The 22,047-nt window shown below is 74.3% G+C and carries 17 protein-coding genes and 1 pseudogene; 6 read left to right on the top strand and 12 right to left on the bottom strand.

Translation table 11 applies throughout. The features are described 5' to 3' along the window. Positions 1-14 precede the first annotated feature (14 nt). The 5 genes from F593_RS0115275 to F593_RS0115255 all read right to left on the bottom strand — a co-directional run bounded on the left by F593_RS0115275 (position 15) and on the right by F593_RS0115255 (position 4,270). Positions 15-1,265, bottom strand: coding sequence for an aminotransferase class V-fold PLP-dependent enzyme (locus F593_RS0115275; RefSeq protein ID WP_022929623.1), 1,251 nt, complete (start codon positions 1,263-1,265; stop codon positions 15-17). A gap of 66 nt (positions 1,266-1,331) precedes the next feature. Further along, complete coding sequence (locus F593_RS25735) at positions 1,332-1,844, bottom strand: MarR family winged helix-turn-helix transcriptional regulator (RefSeq protein ID WP_022929622.1); 513 nt, start codon at positions 1,842-1,844, stop codon at positions 1,332-1,334. 12 nt (positions 1,845-1,856) lie between these two features. Further along, positions 1,857-2,693, bottom strand: coding sequence for an undecaprenyl-diphosphate phosphatase (locus tag F593_RS0115265; protein ID WP_022929621.1), 837 nt, complete (start codon positions 2,691-2,693; stop codon positions 1,857-1,859). A gap of 175 nt (positions 2,694-2,868) precedes the next feature. Further along, complete coding sequence (gene sufC / locus F593_RS0115260) at positions 2,869-3,657, bottom strand: Fe-S cluster assembly ATPase SufC (protein WP_022929620.1); 789 nt, start codon at positions 3,655-3,657, stop codon at positions 2,869-2,871. A 115-nt stretch (positions 3,658-3,772) separates the two neighbouring features. Then, on the bottom strand, positions 3,773-4,270 hold the full coding sequence (locus F593_RS0115255) for an RrF2 family transcriptional regulator (protein WP_028721717.1): 498 nt from the start codon (positions 4,268-4,270) through the stop codon (positions 3,773-3,775). A gap of 173 nt (positions 4,271-4,443) precedes the next feature. Between F593_RS0115255 and F593_RS0115250 the strand changes: the two genes are divergently transcribed. Beyond that, positions 4,444-4,644: a hypothetical protein gene (locus F593_RS0115250; RefSeq protein WP_022929618.1), complete on the top strand. Its 201-nt coding sequence runs from the start codon at positions 4,444-4,446 to the stop codon at positions 4,642-4,644. Between the two features lie 358 nt (positions 4,645-5,002). On the opposite strand, the gene F593_RS28575 is transcribed toward F593_RS0115250, so the two are convergent. Continuing rightward, positions 5,003-7,351: a putative bifunctional diguanylate cyclase/phosphodiesterase gene (locus F593_RS28575; RefSeq protein ID WP_022929617.1), complete on the bottom strand. Its 2,349-nt coding sequence runs from the start codon at positions 7,349-7,351 to the stop codon at positions 5,003-5,005. Between the two features lie 133 nt (positions 7,352-7,484). Further along, on the bottom strand, positions 7,485-8,579 hold the full coding sequence (locus F593_RS25725; protein WP_022929616.1) for a mechanosensitive ion channel family protein: 1,095 nt from the start codon (positions 8,577-8,579) through the stop codon (positions 7,485-7,487). Between the two features lie 335 nt (positions 8,580-8,914). Here F593_RS25725 and F593_RS31290 point away from each other — a divergent pair. Then, positions 8,915-9,412, top strand: a pseudogene (locus tag F593_RS31290) (DEAD/DEAH box helicase); the annotation flags it as partial. Further along, positions 9,389-10,273, top strand: coding sequence for a helicase-related protein (locus F593_RS0115235; RefSeq protein ID WP_425415785.1), 885 nt, complete (start codon positions 9,389-9,391; stop codon positions 10,271-10,273). The pseudogene F593_RS31290 and the gene F593_RS0115235, both read left to right, overlap by 24 nt. A 178-nt stretch (positions 10,274-10,451) precedes the next feature. Here F593_RS0115235 and F593_RS25720 read toward each other — a convergent pair whose 3' ends face one another. From F593_RS25720 to F593_RS0115215, 4 genes are all read right to left on the bottom strand, one after another. Then, positions 10,452-11,927, bottom strand: coding sequence for an MFS transporter (locus tag F593_RS25720; RefSeq protein WP_245540812.1), 1,476 nt, complete (start codon positions 11,925-11,927; stop codon positions 10,452-10,454). A gap of 197 nt (positions 11,928-12,124) precedes the next feature. Further along, on the bottom strand, positions 12,125-13,750 hold the full coding sequence (locus F593_RS0115225) for a tripartite tricarboxylate transporter permease (RefSeq protein ID WP_022929613.1): 1,626 nt from the start codon (positions 13,748-13,750) through the stop codon (positions 12,125-12,127). A 1-nt stretch (position 13,751) separates the two neighbouring features. Then, positions 13,752-14,303, bottom strand: a complete 552-nt coding sequence (locus F593_RS0115220) for a tripartite tricarboxylate transporter TctB family protein (RefSeq protein ID WP_022929612.1) — start codon at positions 14,301-14,303, stop codon at positions 13,752-13,754. Further along, entirely contained in the window at positions 14,304-15,311 is a 1,008-nt protein-coding gene (locus tag F593_RS0115215) for a Bug family tripartite tricarboxylate transporter substrate binding protein (protein WP_022929611.1), read from the bottom strand. Between the two features lie 174 nt (positions 15,312-15,485). On the opposite strand from F593_RS0115215, the gene F593_RS25715 reads away from it, so the two are divergent. The 3 genes from F593_RS25715 to F593_RS0115200 are packed head-to-tail and all read left to right on the top strand — an operon-like array spanning position 15,486 to position 18,812. Beyond that, positions 15,486-17,183 carry an ATP-binding protein gene (locus F593_RS25715; RefSeq protein WP_022929610.1) on the top strand — a complete coding sequence of 566 codons (1,698 nt, stop codon included), beginning with the start codon at positions 15,486-15,488 and terminating at the stop codon, positions 17,181-17,183. Further along, the gene (locus tag F593_RS29385) at positions 17,183-17,875 is read left to right on the top strand and encodes a response regulator (RefSeq protein WP_028721713.1); all 693 of its coding nucleotides are present in this window, start codon (positions 17,183-17,185) and stop codon (positions 17,873-17,875) included. Before F593_RS25715 ends, F593_RS29385 begins: the two co-directional genes overlap by 1 nt. Positions 17,876-17,885: 10 nt before the next feature. Then, positions 17,886-18,812 (top strand): alpha/beta fold hydrolase, encoded by a 927-nt coding sequence (locus F593_RS0115200; protein ID WP_022929608.1) that lies wholly within the window; start codon positions 17,886-17,888, stop codon positions 18,810-18,812. Between the two features lie 17 nt (positions 18,813-18,829). Here the strand turns inward: F593_RS0115200 and F593_RS25710 are convergent, their stop codons facing one another. Continuing rightward, positions 18,830-21,949, bottom strand: coding sequence for an alpha/beta fold hydrolase (locus F593_RS25710; RefSeq protein WP_022929607.1), 3,120 nt, complete (start codon positions 21,947-21,949; stop codon positions 18,830-18,832). Positions 21,950-22,047 lie beyond the last annotated feature (98 nt).

The raw sequence follows: 22,047 nt of genomic DNA, 5'->3' as shown, positions 1-22,047 counted from the left end.
CCGCACCCGCCCGCTCAGGCGAAGATGCGCGCGACCTCGCCGAGGGCGTCGACCAGGGCGTCGATCTCCTCGCGGGTCGTGTGGGCCGCGTAGCTCGCGCGGGTCGTCGCGGGGATGCCCATCGCGCGGTGCAGCGGCTCCGCGCAGTGCTGGCCCGCGCGGACGCAGACCTCGCGGCGGGCCAGGATCTCGGCGACGTCGTGCGGGTGGGCGCCGGCGAAGGCGAAGGAGGTGAGCGCGCCGCGGCCCGCCGCGTCGCGTGGACCGACGACCCGCAGGCCCTCGACCGTCGCCAGGCGCTCGAGCGCGTAGGCCGTGATCGCCTCCTCGTGGGCGTGCACGGCGGCGATCCCGCCGATCGCGTCGACCCAGTCGCACGCGGCGGCCAGCCCGACGGCCTCCACGATCGGCGGCGTGCCCGCCTCGAAGCGCTGCACGCCCGTCGCCCAGGTCGTCTCCTGGAAGTCGACGACGTTGATCATGTCGCCGCCCGTCAGGAACGGCGGCATGTCGGCCAGCAGCTCGCGGCGCACGTGCAGCACGCCGATGCCCGTGGGGCCGTAGAGCTTGTGGCCGGTCCAGCCGTAGAAGTCCGCGCCGAGCGCCGCGACGTCCACGGGCTCCTGCGGGACGGCCTGCGCGCCGTCGACGAGCACGAGGGCGTCGTGCTCGTGCGCCCGGCGGACGACCTCGGCCACCGGGTTGCGGGTGCCCAACACGTTCGAGACGTGCGCGAGGGCGACGAGCTTGACCCGGCCGGCGGCGAGGAACCCGTCGAGCTGCGCCAGGTCGATGCGGCCCTCCTCGTCGAGCTCGAGGTAGCGCAGCGTCGCGCCCTTGCGGAGGCAGAGCTGCTGCCAGGGCACGACGTTGGCGTGGTGCTCCATGTGGGTGATGACGACCTCGTCGCCCTCCCCCACGTGCTGCTCCGCCCAGGTGTGCGCGACGAGGTTGATGCCCTCGGTGATGCTCTTGACGAAGATCGTCTCGCGCGCCGTGGAGCCGACGAACGCGGCCACCGTGCGGCGGGCCGCGTCGTAGGCCGTGTCCGCCTCGATCGCGAGCCGGTGCACGCCGCGGTGGACGTTGGCGTAGTGCAACCCGGCGAAGGAGTACATCGCGTCGAGCACCGGGCGCGGCTTCTGCGCGGACGCGCCCGAGTCGAGGTACACGATGCCCTCGGGACGCTCGAGGTACGGGAACTGCGCCCGCACGGCCTGCACGTCGAGCGAGGTGGCGGTGCTGGGGGCGGCGACGTCGGACATCCCGATAAATCCTACTCCGGCGGACGGAGAAGGCCGAGAGGCGCGTCACGCAGGCCCGGGTCGCCGTCAGGCGCCGCCGTCCGGGCCTCCCGGTCGGGCGTCTCCGGGAAGAGCGAGACCGTTCCGGGCGGCCTCCTCGAGGCCCTCGAGCGTCCGGAGCGCGGCGTGGCGCTCCGCGGCCGAGAGCCCGCGCACCGTCTCGCGCTCCAGCCGCTCCCACGCCGCGCGCACGTCCGCGAGCAGCGCCGCCCCGCGGGGCGTCAACGAGACGTCGACGGAGCGGCGGTCGGTCCCGGAGGGCCGGCGGAAAACGAAGCCCGCGATCTCGAGCCGGCGCAGCGACTTCGCGACCGTGGAGTGGTCCAGCATGAGCGTCCGCACCAGGTCGGACTGGGAGCGATGGTCCACGCCGTCGAGCTCCATGAGCAGCACCTCCTGCCCCGGGTGCAGCTCGAGGTCTCGCAGGAGCTGCGCGGCCAGGACCCGGTGCAGCCGGGCCAGCCGGTAGATCGCCGCGCTGACGGGGGCGGCCTGCGGGGTCGGCGTGGGCGGCGCGTCCTCTTGCGGCTGGTCGGACATCCGCGGGGCTCCCTACGTGGCGGAGATGGTGTTCGTGGCGACGAGGATGAGGACGAGCGAGCCCAGGGCGAGCCGGTAGGCGATGAAGATCCCCAGCCCGTGGTGGGCGATGAACTTCAGGAGCCACGCGACCGCGGCGTAGCCGACGACGAACGAGACCACGGTGGCCGTGATCGTCGGCGCCCAGCCCACGCCGTTGGCGATGTTGTCGAACTCCGAGACCGTCTGGAGGATCGTCGCGCCGACGAGCGCGGGGATCGCGAGGAAGAAGGAGAGCTTCGTGACGGCGACGCGGTCGATGCCGAGCAGCAGGCCGGTCGACATCGTCGCGCCCGAGCGCGAGACGCCCGGGATGAGCGCGAGGCACTGCGCGATGCCGATGGTGATCGTGTCGCGCAGCGTGATGTCGCCCTCGTGGCGGCGTTGGGTGCCGACGCGGTCGGCCCACCACATCACCCCGCTGAAGAGGATGAGCGCGCCGCCCACGAACCACAGACTGCGCAGCGTGGTCTCGATCTCGTCCTTGAAGGTCAGCCCGACGATGCCGATGGGGATGGACCCGGCGAGGACGAAGAGCGCGAAGCGGAAGTCCCGCTCGCGGCGGGCGCTCGACGATCCGACCCCCGCGAAGAACGCGCGCAGCAGGCAGATCAGGTCGCCCCGCAGGTAGATCACGGTGGCGAGCACCGCGCCGCTCTGGATGATCGCGGTGAACGCGGTGATGTCCGGATCGTCGATGGAGTAGCCCATGAGCTTCTCCGTGATCGTCAGGTGTCCGGTGCTCGACACGGGGAGGAACTCCGTGAACCCCTCGATCGCGCCGAGGAGGACGGCTTCCCAGAGGTGCATCTCAGTCGCCACGCAGGGCATCCTGCCGGGTCACCCGGCGACACGCGCCGCGGCTCCCGCGGCGCCGTGACCCGCGTCACGGGACCGGGTCATGTCGCGGGTGCGCCAGCGGCCAGCGACGGGTGCCGCCCAGGAAGGGGCGGCGGGGCGGCGTCCGGCGCCCCGCCGCGGGACGTCAGACGACGTTGGCGGTCGAGGCGCCGGCGGCCTCGGCCTCGGCGCGGATGGCCTTGTAGCCGTGCTCCTCGATCTGGGTGACGAGCTCGGGGCCGCCCTCCTTCACGATCCGGCCGTCGACCAGGATGGAGACGCGGTCCGGCGTGATGAGGTGCAGGATCCGCTGGTAGTGCGTGATGATGAGCGCCCCGAGCGGCGACTCGGCCCGGATCGCGTTCACGGCCTGCGAGACGGTGTTCAGGGCGTCGACGTCCAGCCCGGAGTCGGTCTCGTCGAGGATCGCGACGTCGGGACGCTGGAGCGCGAGCTGCAGCATCTCGAGGCGCTTCTTCTCGCCGCCGGAGAACCCGTCGTTGAGGTAGCGCGAGCCGAACTCCTTCGGCACGTTCGTGCGCTCCATCTCGGACTGCACGAGCTTGCGGAAGTCCTTGAGGGAGATCTCGGCCTCGCCGCGCTCCTCACGGTGCGCGTTGAGGACCATGCGCAGGTACTTCACGATCGTCACGCCCGGGATGGCGACGGGGTACTGGAAGGCCATGAAGAGGCCCTTGCGCGCCCGGACGTCCGGGTCGAGCTCGGTGATGTCCTCGCCCTTCCAGATGATCTGGCCCTCGGTGACGTCGAGCTGCGGGTTGCCCATGATGACGTTGGCCAGCGTCGACTTGCCCGAGCCGTTGGGGCCCATCAGCGCGTGGATCTCGCCGCGGTTCACGGTGAGGTTCAGACCCTTGAGGATCTGCTTCTCCCCGACCGATGCGTGGAGGTTCTTGATCTCGAGGTCAGCCATGGGTCTTCCGGTGTGTCAGGGGTTTGGGTGAAGGGGGTGCTGGGCGGGCGACGCGGCGCGCCGTGGGCGTCCCCCGGCGGTCACGACGGACGGCCGGCGGCGGGGCCCGGGTGGGTCAGACGGCCGCGGCGGGGGGCCGCAGGGCCAGGACGGGCTCCGGGGCCTGATGGCCCGGGGCCTGGAAGCCGACGAGCTCGGCGAGCGTCGTCTGCTGCAGGGCACGGAACACGCCGCCCTGCACGCGGGTCCAGAGCAGCTTGGTGCCACACCCGGTCCCGTGGTCCTCGAGGTGCGAGCAGAGGACGCGGTCCTTCTCGCCCTCGCGGTCGTCGACGAAGCACGACATCGGGGCGACGGCGCCCTCGAGCGCCAGGATCACCTCGTCCATGCGGATCTCGGACGCGGGACGGGCGAGCCGGTATCCGCCGTGCGCGCCGCGGGTGCTCGTGACGAGGTCGGCCCGCCGCAGCAGCGCGACGATCCGCTCGAGGTAGGCCAGCGGGAGCCGCTCCGTCTCGGCCACGGACTTCAGGGAGACGGGCTCGTCCCCCGGCAGCTGCCCGAGCCGCACCATGAGCCGGACGCCGTACTCGGCCTTGGTCGTGAAGATCACGGCCTCAAAGCCTACCAGCGCGGTCGGGTTGGCCGGGGAGGAGCGGGAGAACGATGCGGGCCCCGGCCCGTGCGTCTCGGGGCGGAGCGCGTCGGACCCCGGCGAGGCACGGTCCACCCGCAGGGTCGCGCCGCGTGCCATGAGGTCAGCCGGTCGGATATGCTGGACGGGTCATGAACCTCCTCGCCACCACCGGGGCCACCACCTACACGGTGTGGCTGCTCCTCCTCTGGGTCGTGATCATCCCGACCTTCGCGATCCTCCCGGTCATGTACGCGCTGGCCCAGGTCGCCGGCGAGCGCAAGGAGAACCAGGCCTTCGCCCGCGGCGAGCGCCCGGCGGACGACGCGGACAAGGTCGTCCTCGACGCCTGAGGGCCCCGCCGGCGCCTGAAGGCGACCGGCACCCGAGCTTGAGCGAAGGGCGGCCACGGGCCGCCCTTCGTCGTTCCCGGGCGCCCGACGCGCCTCGCACCCGAGAAGCACGGGCCGGGGCCCGCACCCCTTGCGGGTGGACCGTGCCTCGCCGTAGTCCGGCGCGCTCCGCACCCGTGAAGCACGGGCCGGGGCCCGCCCCCCTTGCGGGTGGACCGTGCCTCGCCGCAGTCCGGCGCGCCCCGCGCCCGAGAAGCACGGGCCGGGGCCCGCCCCCCCTTGCGGGTGGACCGTGCCTCGCCGCAGTCCGGCGCGCTCCGCACCCGAGAAGCACGGGCCGGGGCCCGCACCCACTCCTTCAGCGGAGGCGGCGGCGGACGAGCGGGCGGCCGCCGCGCTCCGTCACGAACGCGGCGCAGCGCTGCGGCTGGCCGAGGAACCAGCCCTGGCCGATGGTGACGCCGAGGTCGCGGACGATCTCGAGCTGGGACTGGCGCTCGATGCCCTCCGCGACGACCTCGAGCTCGAGCTGCGCGGCGATGGAGACGAGGGCCTTGACCATGACGCGGTCGTCGCCGCCCTTGGGGCCGTCGATGCGCTCGAGGAACGAGCGGTCGATCTTGACGATGGCTCCGGGGATCCGGCGGAGCTGGCGCAGGGACGAGGCGCCGATGCCGAAGTCGTCGATCGCGACGCGCACGCCGAGGGCCTGCAGGTCCTCGAGGACGGAGATCGTGCGCGCGTCCACGAGGACGTCCTCGGTGACCTCGAGGCAGAGGCGGCCCGGGGCCAGCCCCTGGGTCTCGAGCTGGTGGCGCACCGTGGCCACCAGCATCGGGTCGTGGATCTGGCGCGGCGAGAGGTTGACCGAGACGATCAGTCCGGGGACCGCGACGGCCGCGGCGCAGGCCTCGGCCAGGACGACCTCGCCGAGGGGGACGATCATGCCGCTCTCCTCGGCCACGGACAGGAACCGGCCGGGGAGGATCATGCCCAGCGTCGGGTGGCGCCAGCGGACGAGCGCCTCGGCGCCCCACAGGCGGTCCTGCTCGTGCAGGAGCACCAGCGGCTGGAGGTGGACCTCGAACGGCGTGCCCTCCTGCAGGGAGCGGCGCATCTCCTGCTCGATGCGCATGCGGTCCTCGCTGCGCTCGCGCAGGTCGTCCTCGAACAGCTCGACGCGCGCGCGTCCCCCGGACTTGGCCTCGAACATGGCGAGGTCGGCCTCGCGGACGATGGTCTCGCCGTCGCCGAGCTCGCTCGTGATCGCGACGCCGGCGGAGGCGGTGACGACGACCTCGCCGCCGTCGGCCAGCTCGATCGGGCGCTCCACGACGTCGAGCGCGTCCTGGGCGATCCGCAGCGCGTCGTGCTCGGAGTCCATCCCCGGGAAGAGCAGGACGAACTCGTCGCCGGCGAAGCGCGCGGCCAGGCCGTCCTCGTGCTGCAGGAGCCCGTGGAGTCGACCCCCGATCGCGTGCAGGACGGCGTCGCCGACGGCGTGGCCGAGGGTGTCGTTGATGCCCTTGAAGCGGTCGATGTCGATGAACAGCAGGGCGAGCGGGCGGGCCGGGGCCCCGGGCTCGGTGCGCAGGTGGTCCAGACGGTCGATGAGCCCGCGACGGTTGAGGAGCCCGGTGAGCTCGTCGTGGTCGGCGCGGTACTCGAGCTGGTGCACGGAGCGGCGCAGGCGGCCCGTGAGCGCCTCGTTCTCGCGAACGGCGAAGACGTGGCGGAAGCCGAGGACGATGATGATCGCCGCCGCGCCCACGACCATCGGGCCGTCCGTGTCGCCACGCTGGGCCGAGATCAGCAGCACGGCGGCGACCGGGATGAGGAACGTGTACGGCATCGTCAGCCACCACGGCCAGCCCTCGGGCTCGTCGTCGCCGTCGGCGCGCGGCGCGCTGCGCGGGATCCACGAGGCGGCGGCGAAGCACGTGAGGGCCGCGATCCAGCCGAGCTCGCTCATGGTGCTCGAGGCGTTCTGCACCGGCAGGTCGTGCACGATCCGCGTGACGTCGGCGAAGAGCAGCAGCGCCAGCCCGACGGTGGCGACGGCCACGATCCGCCGCAGCGCGTACGGGGTGCGGGAGACCGCGAGCAGCCCGAGCGCGAACGCCACGGCGTCCAGGGTGATGTAGGAGAGCGCCGCGGCGGTCGTGACGTCGGTGGTGCCGACGGCGTCGCGCAGCGGCCGCACCGCGACGTACCAGCCGAGCACGACGGTGGAGCTCGCGATCGCGGCGCCGTCCATGACGACCCGGTAGGCCTGCGCCCGGTGCTCGAACGGGGGCGCGAAGACCAGCAGCCCGGAGACCGCCAGTGGCGCGACGAGCATCTGGGCGATCGTGGTGACCTGGGGCCCGTGGAGCCGGCCGCCGAGGGTCGGGTCGACGACGAAGGCGATCAGGACGGCGCAGACGATGGAGGCGGCGAGCGACATCGCCAGCCAGGCGCCGCGCTCCGCGGCCGTCGCGCCGGTGCGCCAGCTGCGCAGCACGCCCGCGACGAGGATCACGGCCAGGAGCGCCTGGGCGAGCCGCAGGCCGCGGTCCTCGATGACCCCCGAGGCCCCGTCCGACCCCAGGAGCGTGAACCCGACCGAGGCGACGGCCAGGACCACGATCGCGCCGAGGAGGGCACGCCGCCAACGGGGCGTCGGGGTGCGGGCTGGTTGCGTGCCCGCTGATGCCACCGTGTCCATTCGCCCGCGATGGTACCCCGAGGAGACGGTTGCGGGGACAATCGGACTTGCACGTCGGGGCACGAGGCTCACAGTGTTCGCCGTCCGCCCCCGATGGTCCTTCCCGCGTCGCCGCGGATCCGGGTGCCCCGGCTCAGGTCGAGGCGAGCGGGTCGCCCACCGGGCTGTCCGCCACGGGCATCGCGATGCCCTCCTCGGCGAACGCCTTCAGCAGCGCCTCGCGGAGCGCGCGCGTGACCGCCCACTGGCGCGACGGGGTCGTCTTGATGACGAGCCGCACCGTGATGCCGTTCGCGTTGAGCGCCTGCACGCCCCAGACCTCGGGCGGCTCGAGCACGCTGGGGTCGTGCGCGCGCAGCTCCTCGGCGACCCGGGCGATGACCTCCTTGGCGCGCGCGATGTCGGTGCCGTGCGCCACCGGCACGTCGAGGACGGCGCGGGACCAGTGCTGGCTCTGGTTGCCGACCGCGCGCATCTCGCCGTTGGGCACGTGCCAGACGGTGCCGTCGAGCGCCCGCAGGCGCGTGTTGCGCAGGCTGAGGGCCTCGACGGTGCCGACGACGGGCTCGCCCGCGGCGGACTTGGGCCGGAACGTCACCTCGTCCCCCACCCCGTACTGGTCCTCGACGAGGATGAAGATGCCGGACAGGAAGTCGCCCACCAGGGTCTGGGCGCCGAAGCCGAGCGCCACGCCGACCACGCCGGCGCCGGCCAGGAGCGGGGCCAGGTCGATGCCGACCTCGCCGAGCGCCATGAAGATCGCGGTCGCGTAGACGAAGCCGCTGATGATGCTCTTGAGGATCCCCAGTACCGCCTCGCGCCGCTGCTCGCCGCGGACGGAGATCTCCTGGGTCTCGAGCAGCGCGCTCGGGGTCATCCGGCGGACGACGGAGAGGCCGCGGGTGAGGCGCCCTCCGCCCTTGCGCCGCCCGATCTTCACGACCAGCCGGCGCAGGAGCCGATTGACGACCCAGGCGACGACCAGGATGAACAGGATCTTCAGGAACCCCGTCGTCAACCAGTGGACCGTCTGAGCCGCGTAGCGGTTCAGCGCCTGCTGGGTGGTACCGACGTAGCCGTCGTACATGGAGCGGCAGAGGGTGTCCTGCCACGAGCCGTCGTCGCCGCAGACGCGGTCCAGACGCTTCCGTGCCGCCTCGACCTGCTCCGGGGTCCGTGAGGCGGCGGCGAGGATCGGGGCGGCGATCGCGTTCGATACGAGACTCACGGTCTCGACCGTAACGAAGGACGGGCGTGGGCGCCGGGCGAGCGACCGCCCCGCGGGGGCGCGCAGGATTCCCCTGCAAGCCGCGGGGATCCTGGGGCCGCTGCGTGCCCGTGGTCACGCACAGGAACCCGGGGCGCTGTAGAGTCCTCACTTGGTGCGCATCAGCGCCGCTGCCGTTGGTTCTCCTTCGCGGCTGCCCGGTGCCCACCATGTTCCCGCGTTCTCTCCACGCGCGACGCCCCGCTCCTCACCTGGACGGGCACGATCGCGGCCGGTAGCTAGAGCGCTCCCACCGGCCGGCATCGCAGCTCGCCACGTCCTCTCAGAGGAGCACCATGTCCCAGACGTTCGCCGACCTCGGCGTGTCCAACGCCGTCTCGACGGCACTCGCCGAACGCGGTATGGAGTCCCCGTTCGCCATCCAGGAGCTCGCGCTCCCGGACGCCCTCTCCGGCCGCGACATCCTCGTCGCGTCCCCCACCGGCTCCGGCAAGACGATCGCCTTCGGCGTCGCCCTCGTCGAGGGCATCGAGGCCGAGGATCCCCGTCCGAGCGCCCTGGTGCTCGTGCCGACCCGCGAGCTCGCGACGCAGATCGTCGACGAGATCCGCGAGATCGCCCACTCCCGCGCGCTGGCCGTCACCGCCGTCTTCGGTGGCGCCGGCATCGAGAAGCAGGCCCGCCTGGCCACGCGCTCGCACATCCTCGTCGCGACCCCGGGCCGCCTGGAGGACCTCCTCCAGCGCCGCGCCGTCTCCCTCGCCGACGTGAAGATGCTCGTCCTGGACGAGGCCGACCGCATGCTCGACATGGGCTTCCAGCCCGCCGTCAAGCGCATCGTGTCCCAGTGCCGCACGGACCGCCAGACGCTCTTCCTCTCCGCCACGCTCGACGGCCGCGTCGGCGAGATCGCCCGCGCCTACACGCGTGACCCGAAGCTCATCGAGTTCGCCGGGGAGAAGAAGGACGAGGGCAACATCGAGCATCGCTTCCGCCAGGTGACGCGCGACGACAAGATCGACCACCTCGTCGACCAGCTCAAGGACCGCGACCGCGGCCTGGCCGTCGTCTTCGTGAAGACGAAGTTCGGCGCGGACAAGCTCGTCCGCAAGCTCGCGCAGTCCGGCGTCGAGTCCGTCGCCCTGCACGGCAACCGCTCGCAGGCGCAGCGCCGCAAGGCCCTCGCCGCGTTCGAGGACGGCCAGGTGACGACGCTGGTCGCCACCGACGTCGCCGCCCGTGGCCTCGACGTCGACGACGTCACCCACGTCATCCAGTACGACATCCCCGTCGACATGGAGACGTACACGCACCGCATCGGCCGTACGGGCCGCGCGGGCAAGACCGGCATCGGCGTCACGTTCGTCGAGCCGGAGGAGCGCCTCGACATGGGCGTCATGGCGCGCGACCTGAACCTGGGCACGCAGCTCGAGGCCGCGGGTCTGCGCGTCGGCGCCCCGGGCGAGAAGGGCCCGGGCGTCCAGCGCAAGCAGGCCCCGCGCCAGGCCCGTCCCGGCCGCGGCGGCGACCACGGCGGCGGCCGTCAGGGCCAGAGCCGCTCCGACCACCAGGGCGGCGGCGGCTTCGGCGGCCGTCAGCGCGGTGGCGAGTCCTCCGGTGGCCGCGGCGGCGCCGGCGGGCGCTCCGGCGGCCGCTCGGGCGGGCGCTCCGGCGGCCGCTCCGGCGGGCGCTGAGCCAGACCCTCCCCCGCGGCGCTCGCCGCGGGACCAGCAGCACGCAGTGACCGCGGCGCCCCCAGGGGCGCCGCGGTGCGTTGGGGGTCGCGCGCGGGCGCGGGTGCGCGGGCGGCGCCGGCTGCCGGCGGCCCGGCCGTGACGGCCTGCGCCCGTCGCGGCCGCCGTCCCCGCGGGATCAGCCGGCCGCGACGGCCGCCGGCCCCGCGGCCACTCCGGCCCTGTCGCCCCCGGTCCGCCCCTCCGGGTCCGAGGACGCCGGGTGCGGGTCGGGCCCGATGCCCGCGGCCGCCACGCCGGCGAGCAGCGCGGCGGCGAGCATCATCGTCCAGCCGTCGCGGAACGGCTCGATGCCGCCGGAGGCGGCCCCCGTCCCCAGGACCGCCACGAGGACGGCCACCCCGCCCACGGTCCCAAGCTGCCGTGCGGCGCTGAGGATGGCGGAGCCGGAGGCGAGCCGCTGCGGCGTCAGCGTCGCGGCCACGGCGGTCGAGACGCTCGGCAGGAACAGGCCGACGCCGATCCCCGACAGCAGCATCCCGGGGAGCACCTCGGTGACGTAGCGCTGCTCCGGGCCGACCCGCCACAGCCACCAGGCGCACCCGAGCGCGAAGACCAGGTTGCCCAGGACGGCGCGCCGGCCCTGTCCTATGCGGTCACCGAGCCCGCCGGACGACGTGGCGAACACGGCCGCCATGAGCGGCCCCGGGGCCAGGGACAGGCCCGCTGTCAGCACGGACGCCCGCCACGGGCCCGTCATCAGCAGCACGTGGTTGAGCAGCATCGCCGCGAACGCCACGGAGAACAGCAGCGCGCTGAGCGTCGCGAGCGCGAAGGGGCGTTGACGGAAGAGGGCGAGCTCCAGCACGGGGGCCCGCCGGCCGTCGACGGTGCGGGACCGCAGGACCACGGCGACGAGCATCAGCACGCCGACCCCCAGCCGCCCGAGCGTGCGGGGATCGCCCCACCCGTCGTCGGGGGCGTCGACGAGCCCCCAGCAGAGGAGCCCCACGCCGGCGACCAGCACCGCGGCCCCCACGAGGTCGGGCCGCCGGCGGTCGAGCTCGTCCCGTGACTCACGCAGGATCCGCACGCCCGCGACCACGGCCGCAACGCCGAAGGGCACGTTGACGAGGAACACCCAGCGCCACGAGAGCTCGACGAGCACCCCGCCGACGGGCGGCCCGAGCGCCGCGGCGACGCCGCCGGCCGCGGCCCACGCGCCGATCGCCTTCGCCCGGCCCGCGGGCGGGTAGGCGTCGAGCAGCAGGGCCAGCGAGCTGGGCATGAGGAGCGCCGCCCCCAGCGCCTGCAGCACGCGGAAGCCGACGAGGGACGGCACGGACCACGCCAGGGCGCAGAGGGCCGACGCGCCGACGAAGACCCCGAGGCCCAGGAGGAACGCCCGGCGGCGACCCACGAGATCGGCGAAGCGCCCGGCGGGCACCAGGAGCGCCGCAAACACGATGGCGTACGCATTGAGCACCCAGGAGAGGGAGGAGACGGAGGCGCCGTCGAAGCTCGCCGCGATGTCGGGGAACGCGACGTTGACGATGAAGAGGTCGAGGCTCGCGAGGAAGACCGCAGCGGCCACGACGAGCAGGACCCGGCCCGGAGCGGCGACGGGGGCCGGGGCCCCGGCGGGCGTGCTCACGCCGACCCCGCGGGGGCGCACGCCGCGTGCTCGGGGCGCGCCGTCCAGGCGGGAGGATCGGGAGGAGTGAGTCGCTTCATGCGACGCACCCTATACACCTCGCGGCGAGTCGGTCCGATGATGCAACTCGCCGCGGTCCTGTCGATTGGCCGCCCGCGTCCCCGGCGGCCGCCGGGGACGCGGGCGGCCGAGCGCCGCTAGTCCTCGTCGTGGAAGACGAGCTTGTGCCCGTCCTTGCGGCCACGGAGGCGGGCGACGATCGCCGGCAGGTACGGCACCACGAGGGCGAGGATCGCCACGATCAGGAGCACGACCGTCAGCGGCCGGCTCACGAAGATCGAGAGATCGCCGCCCGAGCCGACCAGGGCGCGGCGGCCCTGGAGCTCCATGACCGGGCCCAGGATCACGCCGAGGATGACGGGCGCGACGGGGAAGTCGTAGCGCCGCATGAAGAACCCGACGATGCCGATGACGTACATCACGACGACCTCGGTGGTGCTCCCGGAGAGGGAGTAGACGCCGAGGGTGGCGAAGGCCAGGATCCCCGCGTAGAGCAGCGGCCGCGGCACCTCGAGCACCTTCACCCACACGCGGATCAGCGGCAGGTTGAGCAGCAGCAGCAGCACGTTGCCGACGTAGAGGGACGCGATCAGCGTCCACACGAGGTCGCTCTGCTTCTCGAACAGCTCCGGGCCGGGCTGCAGGTTGAACACCTGGAAGGCCGAGAGCATGATCGCGGCGGTCGCCGACGTCGGGATGCCGAGCGTCAGCAGCGGCACGAGGGTGCCGGAGAAGGACGCGTTGTTCGCGGCCTCCGGGCCGGCGACGCCCTCGATCGCGCCCTTGCCGAACTCCTCGGGGTGCTTCGTCAGGCGCTTCTCGGCCGCGTAGGAGAGGAACGTCGGCACCTCGGCACCACCGGCCGGCAGGGCGCCGAACGGGAACCCGATCGCCGCACCGCGCAGCCACGGCTTCCAGGAACGTCGCGCGTCGGCCTTCGTCAGCCAGGGGTTGCGCTTGCGACCGAACCGCCCGCGGGGCGCCGCGCCGTCGCCCCCGTCGTCCTGGGCGTCGGGGTCGATGATCTCCTCCTGGCCCCCGCCGCCCTTGCGGAGCTTCGCGGCCATGTGCAGCGCCTCGCCGACGGCGAAGAGGCCGACGGCGACGATCACGATGTCGACGCCGTTGCCGAGCTGGGCGACGCCGAAGGTCAGGCGCGACTGGCCCGTCAGGCCGTCGAGGCCGACGAACCCGATCAGCAGGCCGAGGCAGAGGGACAGCAGCCCGCGGATCATGGAGCGCGCCACGAGCGTCGTCACCGACGCGAACGCGATCAGCGCGAGCATGAAGTAGTCCTCGGGGCGGAACTTCACCGCCAGCGTCGCGACCGGTTCCGCCACGAAGGTGAGGAGGACGATGCCGATCGTGCCCGCGACGAACGAGCCGATCGCGGCCGTCGCCAGAGCTGCACGCGCTCGCCCCCTCCGGGCCATCTGGTGGCCCTCGATCGCGGTGGCCACGGACGAGCTCTCGCCCGGGGTGTTCAGCAGGATCGAAGTGGTCGACCCGCCGTACATGCCGCCGGCGTAGATGCCGGCGAAGAGGATGAACGCGCCCGTGGGGTCCGAGAAGTTGAACGTCAGGGGCAGCAGCAGCGCGATCGTCAGCGCGGGGCCGATGCCCGGGAGCACGCCGACGAGGGTGCCGAGCGTGACGCCCGCCGCGGCGAGCAGCAGGTTCTCCGGCGAGAGGACGTTGCCGAAGCCGTCCAGCAGGTTGGCGGCGAGCGCCGGGTCCACGAGGGACAGGAGCGAGAGGTCCATGTCAGACGCCCCACGGGCCGGTCGGGAGCCGCACGCCGAGCAGGCGCGAGAACGCGAAGGACACGCCGACGCCGAGGACGACCGCGACGATCGCGTCGCGCCTCGGGCTCGTGCTGCCGAGCAGCCAGGCCACGAGCCAGATGAAGACCGTCGTCGCCAGCGCGTAGCCGAACGCCGTCAGCAGCAGGGCGTACCCGAGCAGCGCGGCGATGAGGCCGCCGGGGGTCTCCCAGGTGGTCTGCTCCGACTCGTCCGCGGCGAAGCGCGCGAGCGCGACGTCGGGGCGCCAGACCGTGCGCAACAGGAACAGCAGGGAGAGCACGATCGTCGCGACGGACGCGACCGCCGGGGCGAACCGCGGGCCCTCGACGGACCAGCCGAGCTCGGCGCTGCGGATGGTCGTCGTCGCCGCCAGCGCGGCGATGCCGAGGGCGAGGATGGCCAGACCCACGAGGCGTGGCCCCATCCAGGGCACGTGGCGCTCGACGATCGGGGCCCGCGACGCGGACCCCGCGGGCTCCGGCGCGGACGCCGGCTGCATCTCGGTGCTCATCTACTCCCCCAGTCCCAGGTCGCGCACGACCTGCTTGACGCGGCGCTGCTCGCTGTCGACGAAGGCGTCGAGCGCGGGCCCCGTGCGGACGAACGGCGTCCACTCGAAGCGCTTCAGGTTCTCCTGCCAGGCGGGCGTCTTCAGCACGCCGGAGACCCAGGCGGTGATCTTCTTCCGCTCCTCGTCGTCGATCCCCGGAGGGGCGACGATGCCGCGCCAGTTCGTGAGCTCCAGGTCGACGCCCTGCTCCTTCAGCGTGCGGACCTGCGTGCCCTTGACCTTCGTCGTGGTCGGTGAGGACACGGCGAGCAGCCGCATCTTCCCGGCCTCGAGCTGGCTCGTGAACTCGCCGATGCCGGACACGCCGACGTCGACCGCACCGGAGAGGATGGCCGTGTTGGCCTCGCCGCCGCCGGAGTGCGCGATGTACTTCGTGCGGCGCGGGTCCGCGCCGATCGTGCGGGCGAGCTCGCCGACGAGCAGCTGGTCCGTCCCGCCGGCCGAGCCGCCGGCCCACGAGATCGAGCTCGGGTCCTGCTTGAGCTTCGCGACCAGGTCGTCCAGCGTCTTCAGCGGCGACTTCGCGGGGACGACGATCGCCTCGGTCTCCGTCGTCAGCGTCGCGATCGGCACGACGTCGTCGATCGTGTTCGGCGAGCGGTTCGTCTCGATCGCGCCGAGCATCACGAGGCCCATGACCATGAGCTGGTACGGGTCGCCGGCGTCCTTCGAGACGAGCTGCGAGAGCCCGAGCGTGCCGCCGGCGCCGCCGACGTTGTAGACCTCGGCGCCCGGACCCTTCGGGTAGGCGGAGCGGATCGTGGCCTGCAGGGCGCGGGCGGTCGAGTCCCAGCCGCCGCCGGGGTCGGCCGGGGCCATGATCTGTACGCGGCGGTCCGGGTACGGCCCGTCGTCGCCGCCCGTCTCGCCGCCCGGGAAGGCGACGGCGATCAGGCAGAACACGGCGAGCACGCCTCCGATCGCCCACCTCGTGGTGGTCGTCGACATCTCTCCTCCTCCTGACGGCGACCGGTCCGCGCGCCGGTTGCGCGCAGGGGTCCCCGTCCGTAAAGCGCCACCGTAGGTCTGTGGCCGGCGTCACGCAAGCGTTGCGCGCGCTGCGCGCGATCTGCGCGCTTCGCACGTTCTGCGCGTTGTGCTCACGCCTGCCATGATCGACGGGTGCACCGCGGCCCCCGCCGGCTCTCCGGTCAGATCCTCGCGTTCCAGCTGGTGATCCTGGCCGTCACGCTGCTGGCGGGCTTCGCCCTCGCCGTCGCGTCCGCGCAGTCGCGGCTCGACGAGCAGTACGAGGCCCGCGCGCTGCTCGTCGCGCGGTCCGTGGCCGCCACGCCCGAGGTCGCCCGGGCCGTCGTGCGCGACGACCGCGACGGCGAGGTCCAGCGCCGTGCCGAGGCCATCCGCCGGGCGACGGGCACGACGTTCGTGGTGGTCACGGACGAGCGCGGCATCCGCTTCTCCCACCCCGACCCGCGACGCATCGGCCGGCGGGTCTCGACCGACCCGTCCGCCGCGCTGCGCGGCGAGACCGTGCTGGCGATCGAGACCGGCACGCTCGGGCGCTCGGCGCGGGCGAAGATCCCGCTGCGCCACGAGGGACGCATCGTCGGCGAGGTCTCCGTCGGCATCCACGAGCGGGCGCTCCACCGCGAGCTGCGCAGCCTGGCGCCCGGCCTGGCGCTCTACCTCTCCGTCGCGCTGCTCATCGGGGTCCTGGCCTCGTACCTGCTCGCCCGCCGGCTCGAGCGGCAGACCTACGGACTCGAGCTGCGGGAGCTGCGCGCGCTCGTCCAGGAGCACGAGGCGATGCTCCACGGCATCCGCGAGGGCGTCGTCGTGCTCGACGCGGACGGGCGGCTGCGGCTCGTCAACGACGAGGCCACGCGCCTGACCGGCCTGCGCGCGGCCGACGTCGGCCGCCCGGTCGACGACGTCGTGCCCGACGGCGCCCTGCGTGCCCTCCTGCGCGGCGACTCCCCCGGCACGGACGAGCTGCTCCTGCACGGCGAGCGGATCGTGGTCGCCAACCGGATCGCGGTGCGGCGCGACGACCGCGACCTCGGCGCCGTCGCCACGCTGCGCGACCGCACGGAGCTCGACGACCTGGTGCGCGAGCTCGACTCCGTCCGCGGGCTCTCGGAGGCGTTGCGCGCCCAGGCCCACGAGTTCGCCGGCCGCCTGCACACCCTCGCCGGGCTGCTCGCGCTCGGGCACCACGAGGAGGCGCGGGCGTTCATCGCGGAGGCGACGGACGCCGACGTCGGTCTACGGCACGAGATCGCCGAGCGGATCGCCGAGCCGCGGGTGGCGGCCCTGCTGCTCGCGAAGGCGACGATCGCGGCGGAGCGCGGGGTCATCCTGGACCTCTCCCCCGACAGCCGCCTGGACGAGGACCTGCTCGACCCGCGCGAGGTGCTGACGATCGTGGGCAACCTCGTCGACAACGCCATCGACGCCGCCGCCACCGCCCCGCGACCGGGCGAGCCGCCCCGGGTGCTCCTGGGCGTGGCGGCCGAGGCCGACGCGTTGCTCGTGTGGGTGCGCGACAGCGGCCCGGGCGTGCCCGAGGGCGACCGCGACGACGTCTTCCGCGCCGGCTTCTCCACGAAGGCCGCCAGCGGCCGCGGCGTCGGGCTCTCGCTCGTCCACCAGCTCGTGGTGCGCCGCGGCGGCGAGATCACCGTGGAGGCCGCGGCCGAGCAGGACGACGACGGCCCCGCGGGCGCCGTCTTCACGGTGTGGCTGCCCGGCGCCGTCCGCGGAGCGGACGGGGCCCGGCCCACGGACGCAGCGCCCGCCACCGATCCCGCGACCGGGCCGGACTCGATCCCCACCACGACCGCCGGGAGGCGCCCCTGATGCTCGACGTGCTCGTCGTGGACGACGACTTCCGCGTGGCCGCGCTGCACGCCGAGGTCGTGGCCGCCGTGCCCGGCCTACGGGTCGTCGCGTCCGTCCACACCGCCACCGCCGCGATCGACGCCGCCGCGCGCCACCGGCCCGACCTCGTCCTCCTGGACCGCTACCTGCCCGACGCGGACGGGATCGACCTGCTGCGGCGGCTGCGCCAGCCCCGCGACGGCGCGCCCGACGTGCTGATGCTGACCGCGGCGCGCGACCTCGCGTCCGTCCGCGCGGCGCTCTCGGCCGGCGCGGTCCACTACCTGCTCAAGCCCGTGGACTTCGCGGTCCTGCGCGGCCACCTCGAGGCGTGGGCCCGCCTGCAGGGCCGGCTGCGCCGCGCGGGCGAGGTCGACCAGCGCGAGATCGACGGCCTCTTCGCCCTGCGTCACGGCGGCGACGACGCCGGAGGGGCCCGCGACGAGGCGCCGCCCACCGCGCGGCGGATCCTCGACGCGCTCCAGGCGTCGACCGGGGAGCAGTCGGCGAGCGAGGTCGCCCGCGCCGTCGGGGTCAGCCGCGCCACGGCGCAGCGGCACCTGTCGACGCTCACCCGCAGCGGCGCCGTGGCGCTCGACCTGCGCTACGGCGCGACGGGGCGGCCCGAGCACCTCTACCGCCTGGCGGGCGCCGGCGAGCACCGCGCGTAGGCTGCGAGGCATGACGCCGCCGCGCCGCCCCACCGTCCACGTGGAGGACGCGACGATCGACCTGCACGGCCACCGCCTGGCCTACCGCCGCGCGGGGAGCGGCCCCGTCGTGCTGCTCGTCCACGGGATCCTGGGGACCAACGCGGTCTGGGACGCGCTGCTGCCCGACCTCGCCCGCACCCATACGGTGATCGCGCCGGACCTGCCCGGCCACGGCCGCTCGGGCAGCTCGGCCGGCGACTACTCCGTGGGCGCCCTCGCCGCGACCCTGCGGGACCTGCTGCTCGCACTCGGCCTGGAGCGCGCGACGGTCGTCGGCCACTCACTCGGGGGCGGGGTGGCGATGCAGTACTCCTACCTCTTCCCGGAGCACGCGGAGCGGCTCGTGCTCGTCTCGAGCGGTGGCCTGGGACGGAGCGTGAACCTGGTCCTCCGCAGCGCCGCGCTGCCCGGAGCCGAGCTCGTGACCGCCGGCCTGGGGCACGCGGCCGTCGGCGGCGGCCGGGCCTTGCGGGCCCTGCGGATCGTGCGCCCGGAGCGCGTATCGGCGCCCGCCCGGGAGCTCGGGCGCAGCGTCGCCTCGCTCGCCGACCGCGAGACCCGCGCCGCGTTCCTCGCCACCCTGCGCGCCGTCGTGGGGCCCGTCGGCCAGCGCGTGTTCGCGGGCGACCGGCTCTACCTCGCCGCGGCGATGCCCACGCTGATCGTGTGGGGCGCCCGCGACCCGATGATCCCCGTGGGCCACGGGCGGCGCGCGCACGCGGCGATGCCCGGCAGCCGGCTCGTGGTGCTCGACGGCGTCGGCCACTTCCCGCCGCTCGAGGCGCCGCACGAGCTGACCCGCGAGCTGCGGGCGTTCCTCGACGAGACGGAGCCGGCCACCGCCGACCCCGAGCGGTTCCGGGCGCTGCTGCGGGACCGGCCGGCGGACGCGTAGGGCCTCGCCCCGCCCGCTCAGTCGGCGGCCGCGGCCTCGGCCTGCGCCGGGCTCGCCTCGAGCCTGCGCCGGGCCGCGGCCGTGAGCGGCACGTAGGCGTCGCGCTCGCGATCGAGCGCCCAGGCGCGGGCGGGGCGGCGGACCTTCGGGACGCCCGCCTCGCGGAGCGCACCGATCATCGGGCGGTACCAGGTGGTCACGGGGATCTCGTCGACGACGTGGACGAGGTCGGGCCGGCAGCCGGCGTCGAGCCCCGTGAGCGTCGCGGTGAGGTCGGCCGGGGTCAGCTCGTGGCCGTCGCGCAGGGTCACGGCCGCCACCGCGAGCGCGCCCTCGGGGCCGTCGATCGCGTAGACGACGGAGAGATCGATGGCCGGGAGGCCGCCGAGCGCGTCGTGGATCGGGAACGCGTAGACGACGCCGCGCGCGGTGTGGATCGCCGCCTGCGCGTGGTCGACGAGCCAGAGGTCGCCGCGGTCGTCGTAGCGGAAGAGATCCCCCGTGACGTGCCACGCGTCGCCGCGGGCGAAGACGCCGCGCAGCGGGGTGCCGGGTGCGACCTCGACCGAGGTGCGCACCCGGGCCAGCAGCATGCCGATCTCGCCGTGGTCGGCCGGGAGGACGAACCCGTCGGCGCCCTCGAGCAGCGTGCCCGTCGTGGCGTCCCACCGCGCGAGCCGCACCTCGGCGGAGCCCGGGAGCCGCCGGCCCTTAGAGCCGGGGCGGGACGACACGTTGGCGAGCACGGCGTCGCCCTCCGTCGAGGCGTAGAACTCGAGCACGCGGGCGGGCGGGAAGCGGTCGAGCACCCGCAGCCACAGGCCACGCGGCATGCCGGAGCCGATGAACAGGCGCAGCGGGCTGTGCGTCTCGGCCGGGTGCCGGGGCGCCTCGACGAGCTCGCCCAGCAGCGTCCACGTGTAGGAGACGACGGTGACGCCGTAGCGGCGGACCTCGTCCCAGAACGTGGCCGTGTCGAACTGGCGGGCCAGCGCGATGCGGGCGCCCGAGGCGACGGCGCCGCCGACCGTCGTCAGGAGGCCCGACGGGTGGTGCAGCGGCGTGACCGCGTAGACCGTGTCGGCCGGGGACAGCGACGCGGCCGTCGCGGTGCCGAACGCCGACAGCGCCCAGCGGTGGTTCGTGATCCGCTTCGCCCGCGTGCCCGCCCCCTCGCCGGAGAAGACGACGAACGCATGGTCCGCGGCGCGTCCGGCGTTCGGCCGGTACCAGGCGGGCACCTGCACGACGTCGGGGTCGATCCGCTCCATGTCGATCACGCGCGGACCGAGATCGCGCGGATCCGAGCCACCACCGAGGACGAAGACCTCGACGTCGAGCGCCTCGGCCGCGGCGGACGCCAGCTCCGGGTCGGCGATGACCGCCTCGACCTGGCCCAGCTCGGCCTCGCGCTCCAGGTCGCCGTCGGGCCGCATGAGCACGGCGACCGCCCCGAGGCGGCTGAGGGCCGCGACGGCGGAGAGCCCCGACGGGCGCGGCTGCATGAGCACGCCGATGTGCTGCCCCTGCCGCACGCCGAGGCTGATGAGGCCGCGGACGATGGAGTCGATGCGGTGTTTCGCCGCCGCGTGGGTGATCGCGCGGTCCTCGAACAGGAAGAGCACGTCCTCCGGGGCGCGCCGGGCCTGCTCGTCGAGCAGGAGCCCCATCGAGATGCGGGTGTTCGGCTGGATCTGCTCCAGGCGGAAGATGCGCGGCAGCTGCGCCGCGGCCTCCGTCGCCAGGCCGAACATCGCGCGGCCGGAGCGGCGCGCGGTGCGCACGACGGAGCGCGCCAGGCCCATGCTCGCCGTGGCGGCGAGCTCGACGCTGGCCACGACGGTCGGCCCGCCCTCGAGCTCGCGCGGGCCGTCGTCGACGATCCGCTCGAAGCGCTCCGGGGCCGGCTCGCCCGCGGGCCTGCCGCGCTGCACCCACGACGTCCAGGCGTCGACGGTGGGCCACGAGACCTCGCCCGCGGACGAGCCGACGACCATCCCGAAGTGGCCCGACGGCACGCGGACCTCGTAGGCGGCGGTGTGCGGCGTCGCGCGCTGGATCGCCCGCACCGTCTCCGGGATCGCGATCGTGTCGAAGTCGCCCGTGAAGACGAGGATCGGGCAGGTCAGATCGGCGAGGGTGACGAGCCGGCCCTCGACGACGAAGCCGCCCGAGATCATCCGGTTGTGCGCCACGAACTGGCGCAGCAGCTCCGCGATCGCGGGCCCCGACCACGCGACGAACCCGCCGCCCTCGAGGAACCGCCGCTGGCCCTCGCGGGGCAGGAGCGCCTCGCGGTCGCCGAGCCGGCGGAGGAAGTCGATCCGCTGCCGGGTCGTCTTGACCGGATCCATCATCCGGAAGATCGTGGAGCTCGCCCAGCCCGGGAGCGCGCGCTCCGCGAAGACCTCGTCGGCGAGGAAGTGCGCCAGGTGCGTGGCGGCGTTCGGCAGGCCCAGCGGCAGCTTGCCGCTGAAGTCCACGGGGCTGCCGAAGGTGATGATCGAGGCGATGCCGTCGCTTCGCCGGTAGGCGGCGCACTGGTAGCAGAACATCCCGCCCTGGCTGTAGCCCGTCAGGTGCACGTCGCGGCCGGTGGCCCGGCGCACCCGGTCGATCGCGTCGGAGACCGCGAGCACGTGGTCGGTGAGCGTCCGCTCCAGGCCGCCCTCCTCGTGCTCCGGGGCCCCGAAGTCGACGACCCACGGGTCCATGCCGAGCCGGTGGAGCTCGGTCACCGCGCTGGCCTGGGGCGAGACGTCGTAGACCTCCGTGGCCAGCATCATCGGCGGGACGAGCAGCACGACGGGGCGGTCGTCGACGGCCTCGCCCTCGGCCGCCGGTCCCTCGCCCGCCGCGCCGTCCGGGCTCCCGCCGTCGGCGGCGGCCACCGCGTCGGGGGCCACCGCCTCAGGGACGGCCGGGTCGACGGGCCCGTCGCCCGCGCGCGTCGCGCCCGAGCCCCCGTCGGCGAAGTAGTGGCGCAGGCGGTAGATCCGCTGCTCCGTGACGACCTCGAAGGGCGCGGGACGCTCCCCCGTCTCGAGCCCGCCGAGCAGGACGACCTCGAGCGCGTTCTGGGCGACGACGCCGAGGCGGTTGGCGCGGCGGGTGACCCCGCGCGGCACGAGGCTCATCGGCACGCCCCCGCGTGCCGGCGTGGCGCGTCGGCCGCGCCCGCCGTCGTCCCCTGCGTGCCCCGTGGCGCCATCGTCGTCCTCATCCGCGAGCGAAC

The organism is Patulibacter americanus DSM 16676 (assembly GCF_000420025.1).
GTDB lineage: Bacteria > Actinomycetota > Thermoleophilia > Solirubrobacterales > Solirubrobacteraceae > Patulibacter > Patulibacter americanus.
Note: the sequence above shows the minus strand (reverse complement) of the source record. Positions and strands in the feature narration are given on the sequence as shown.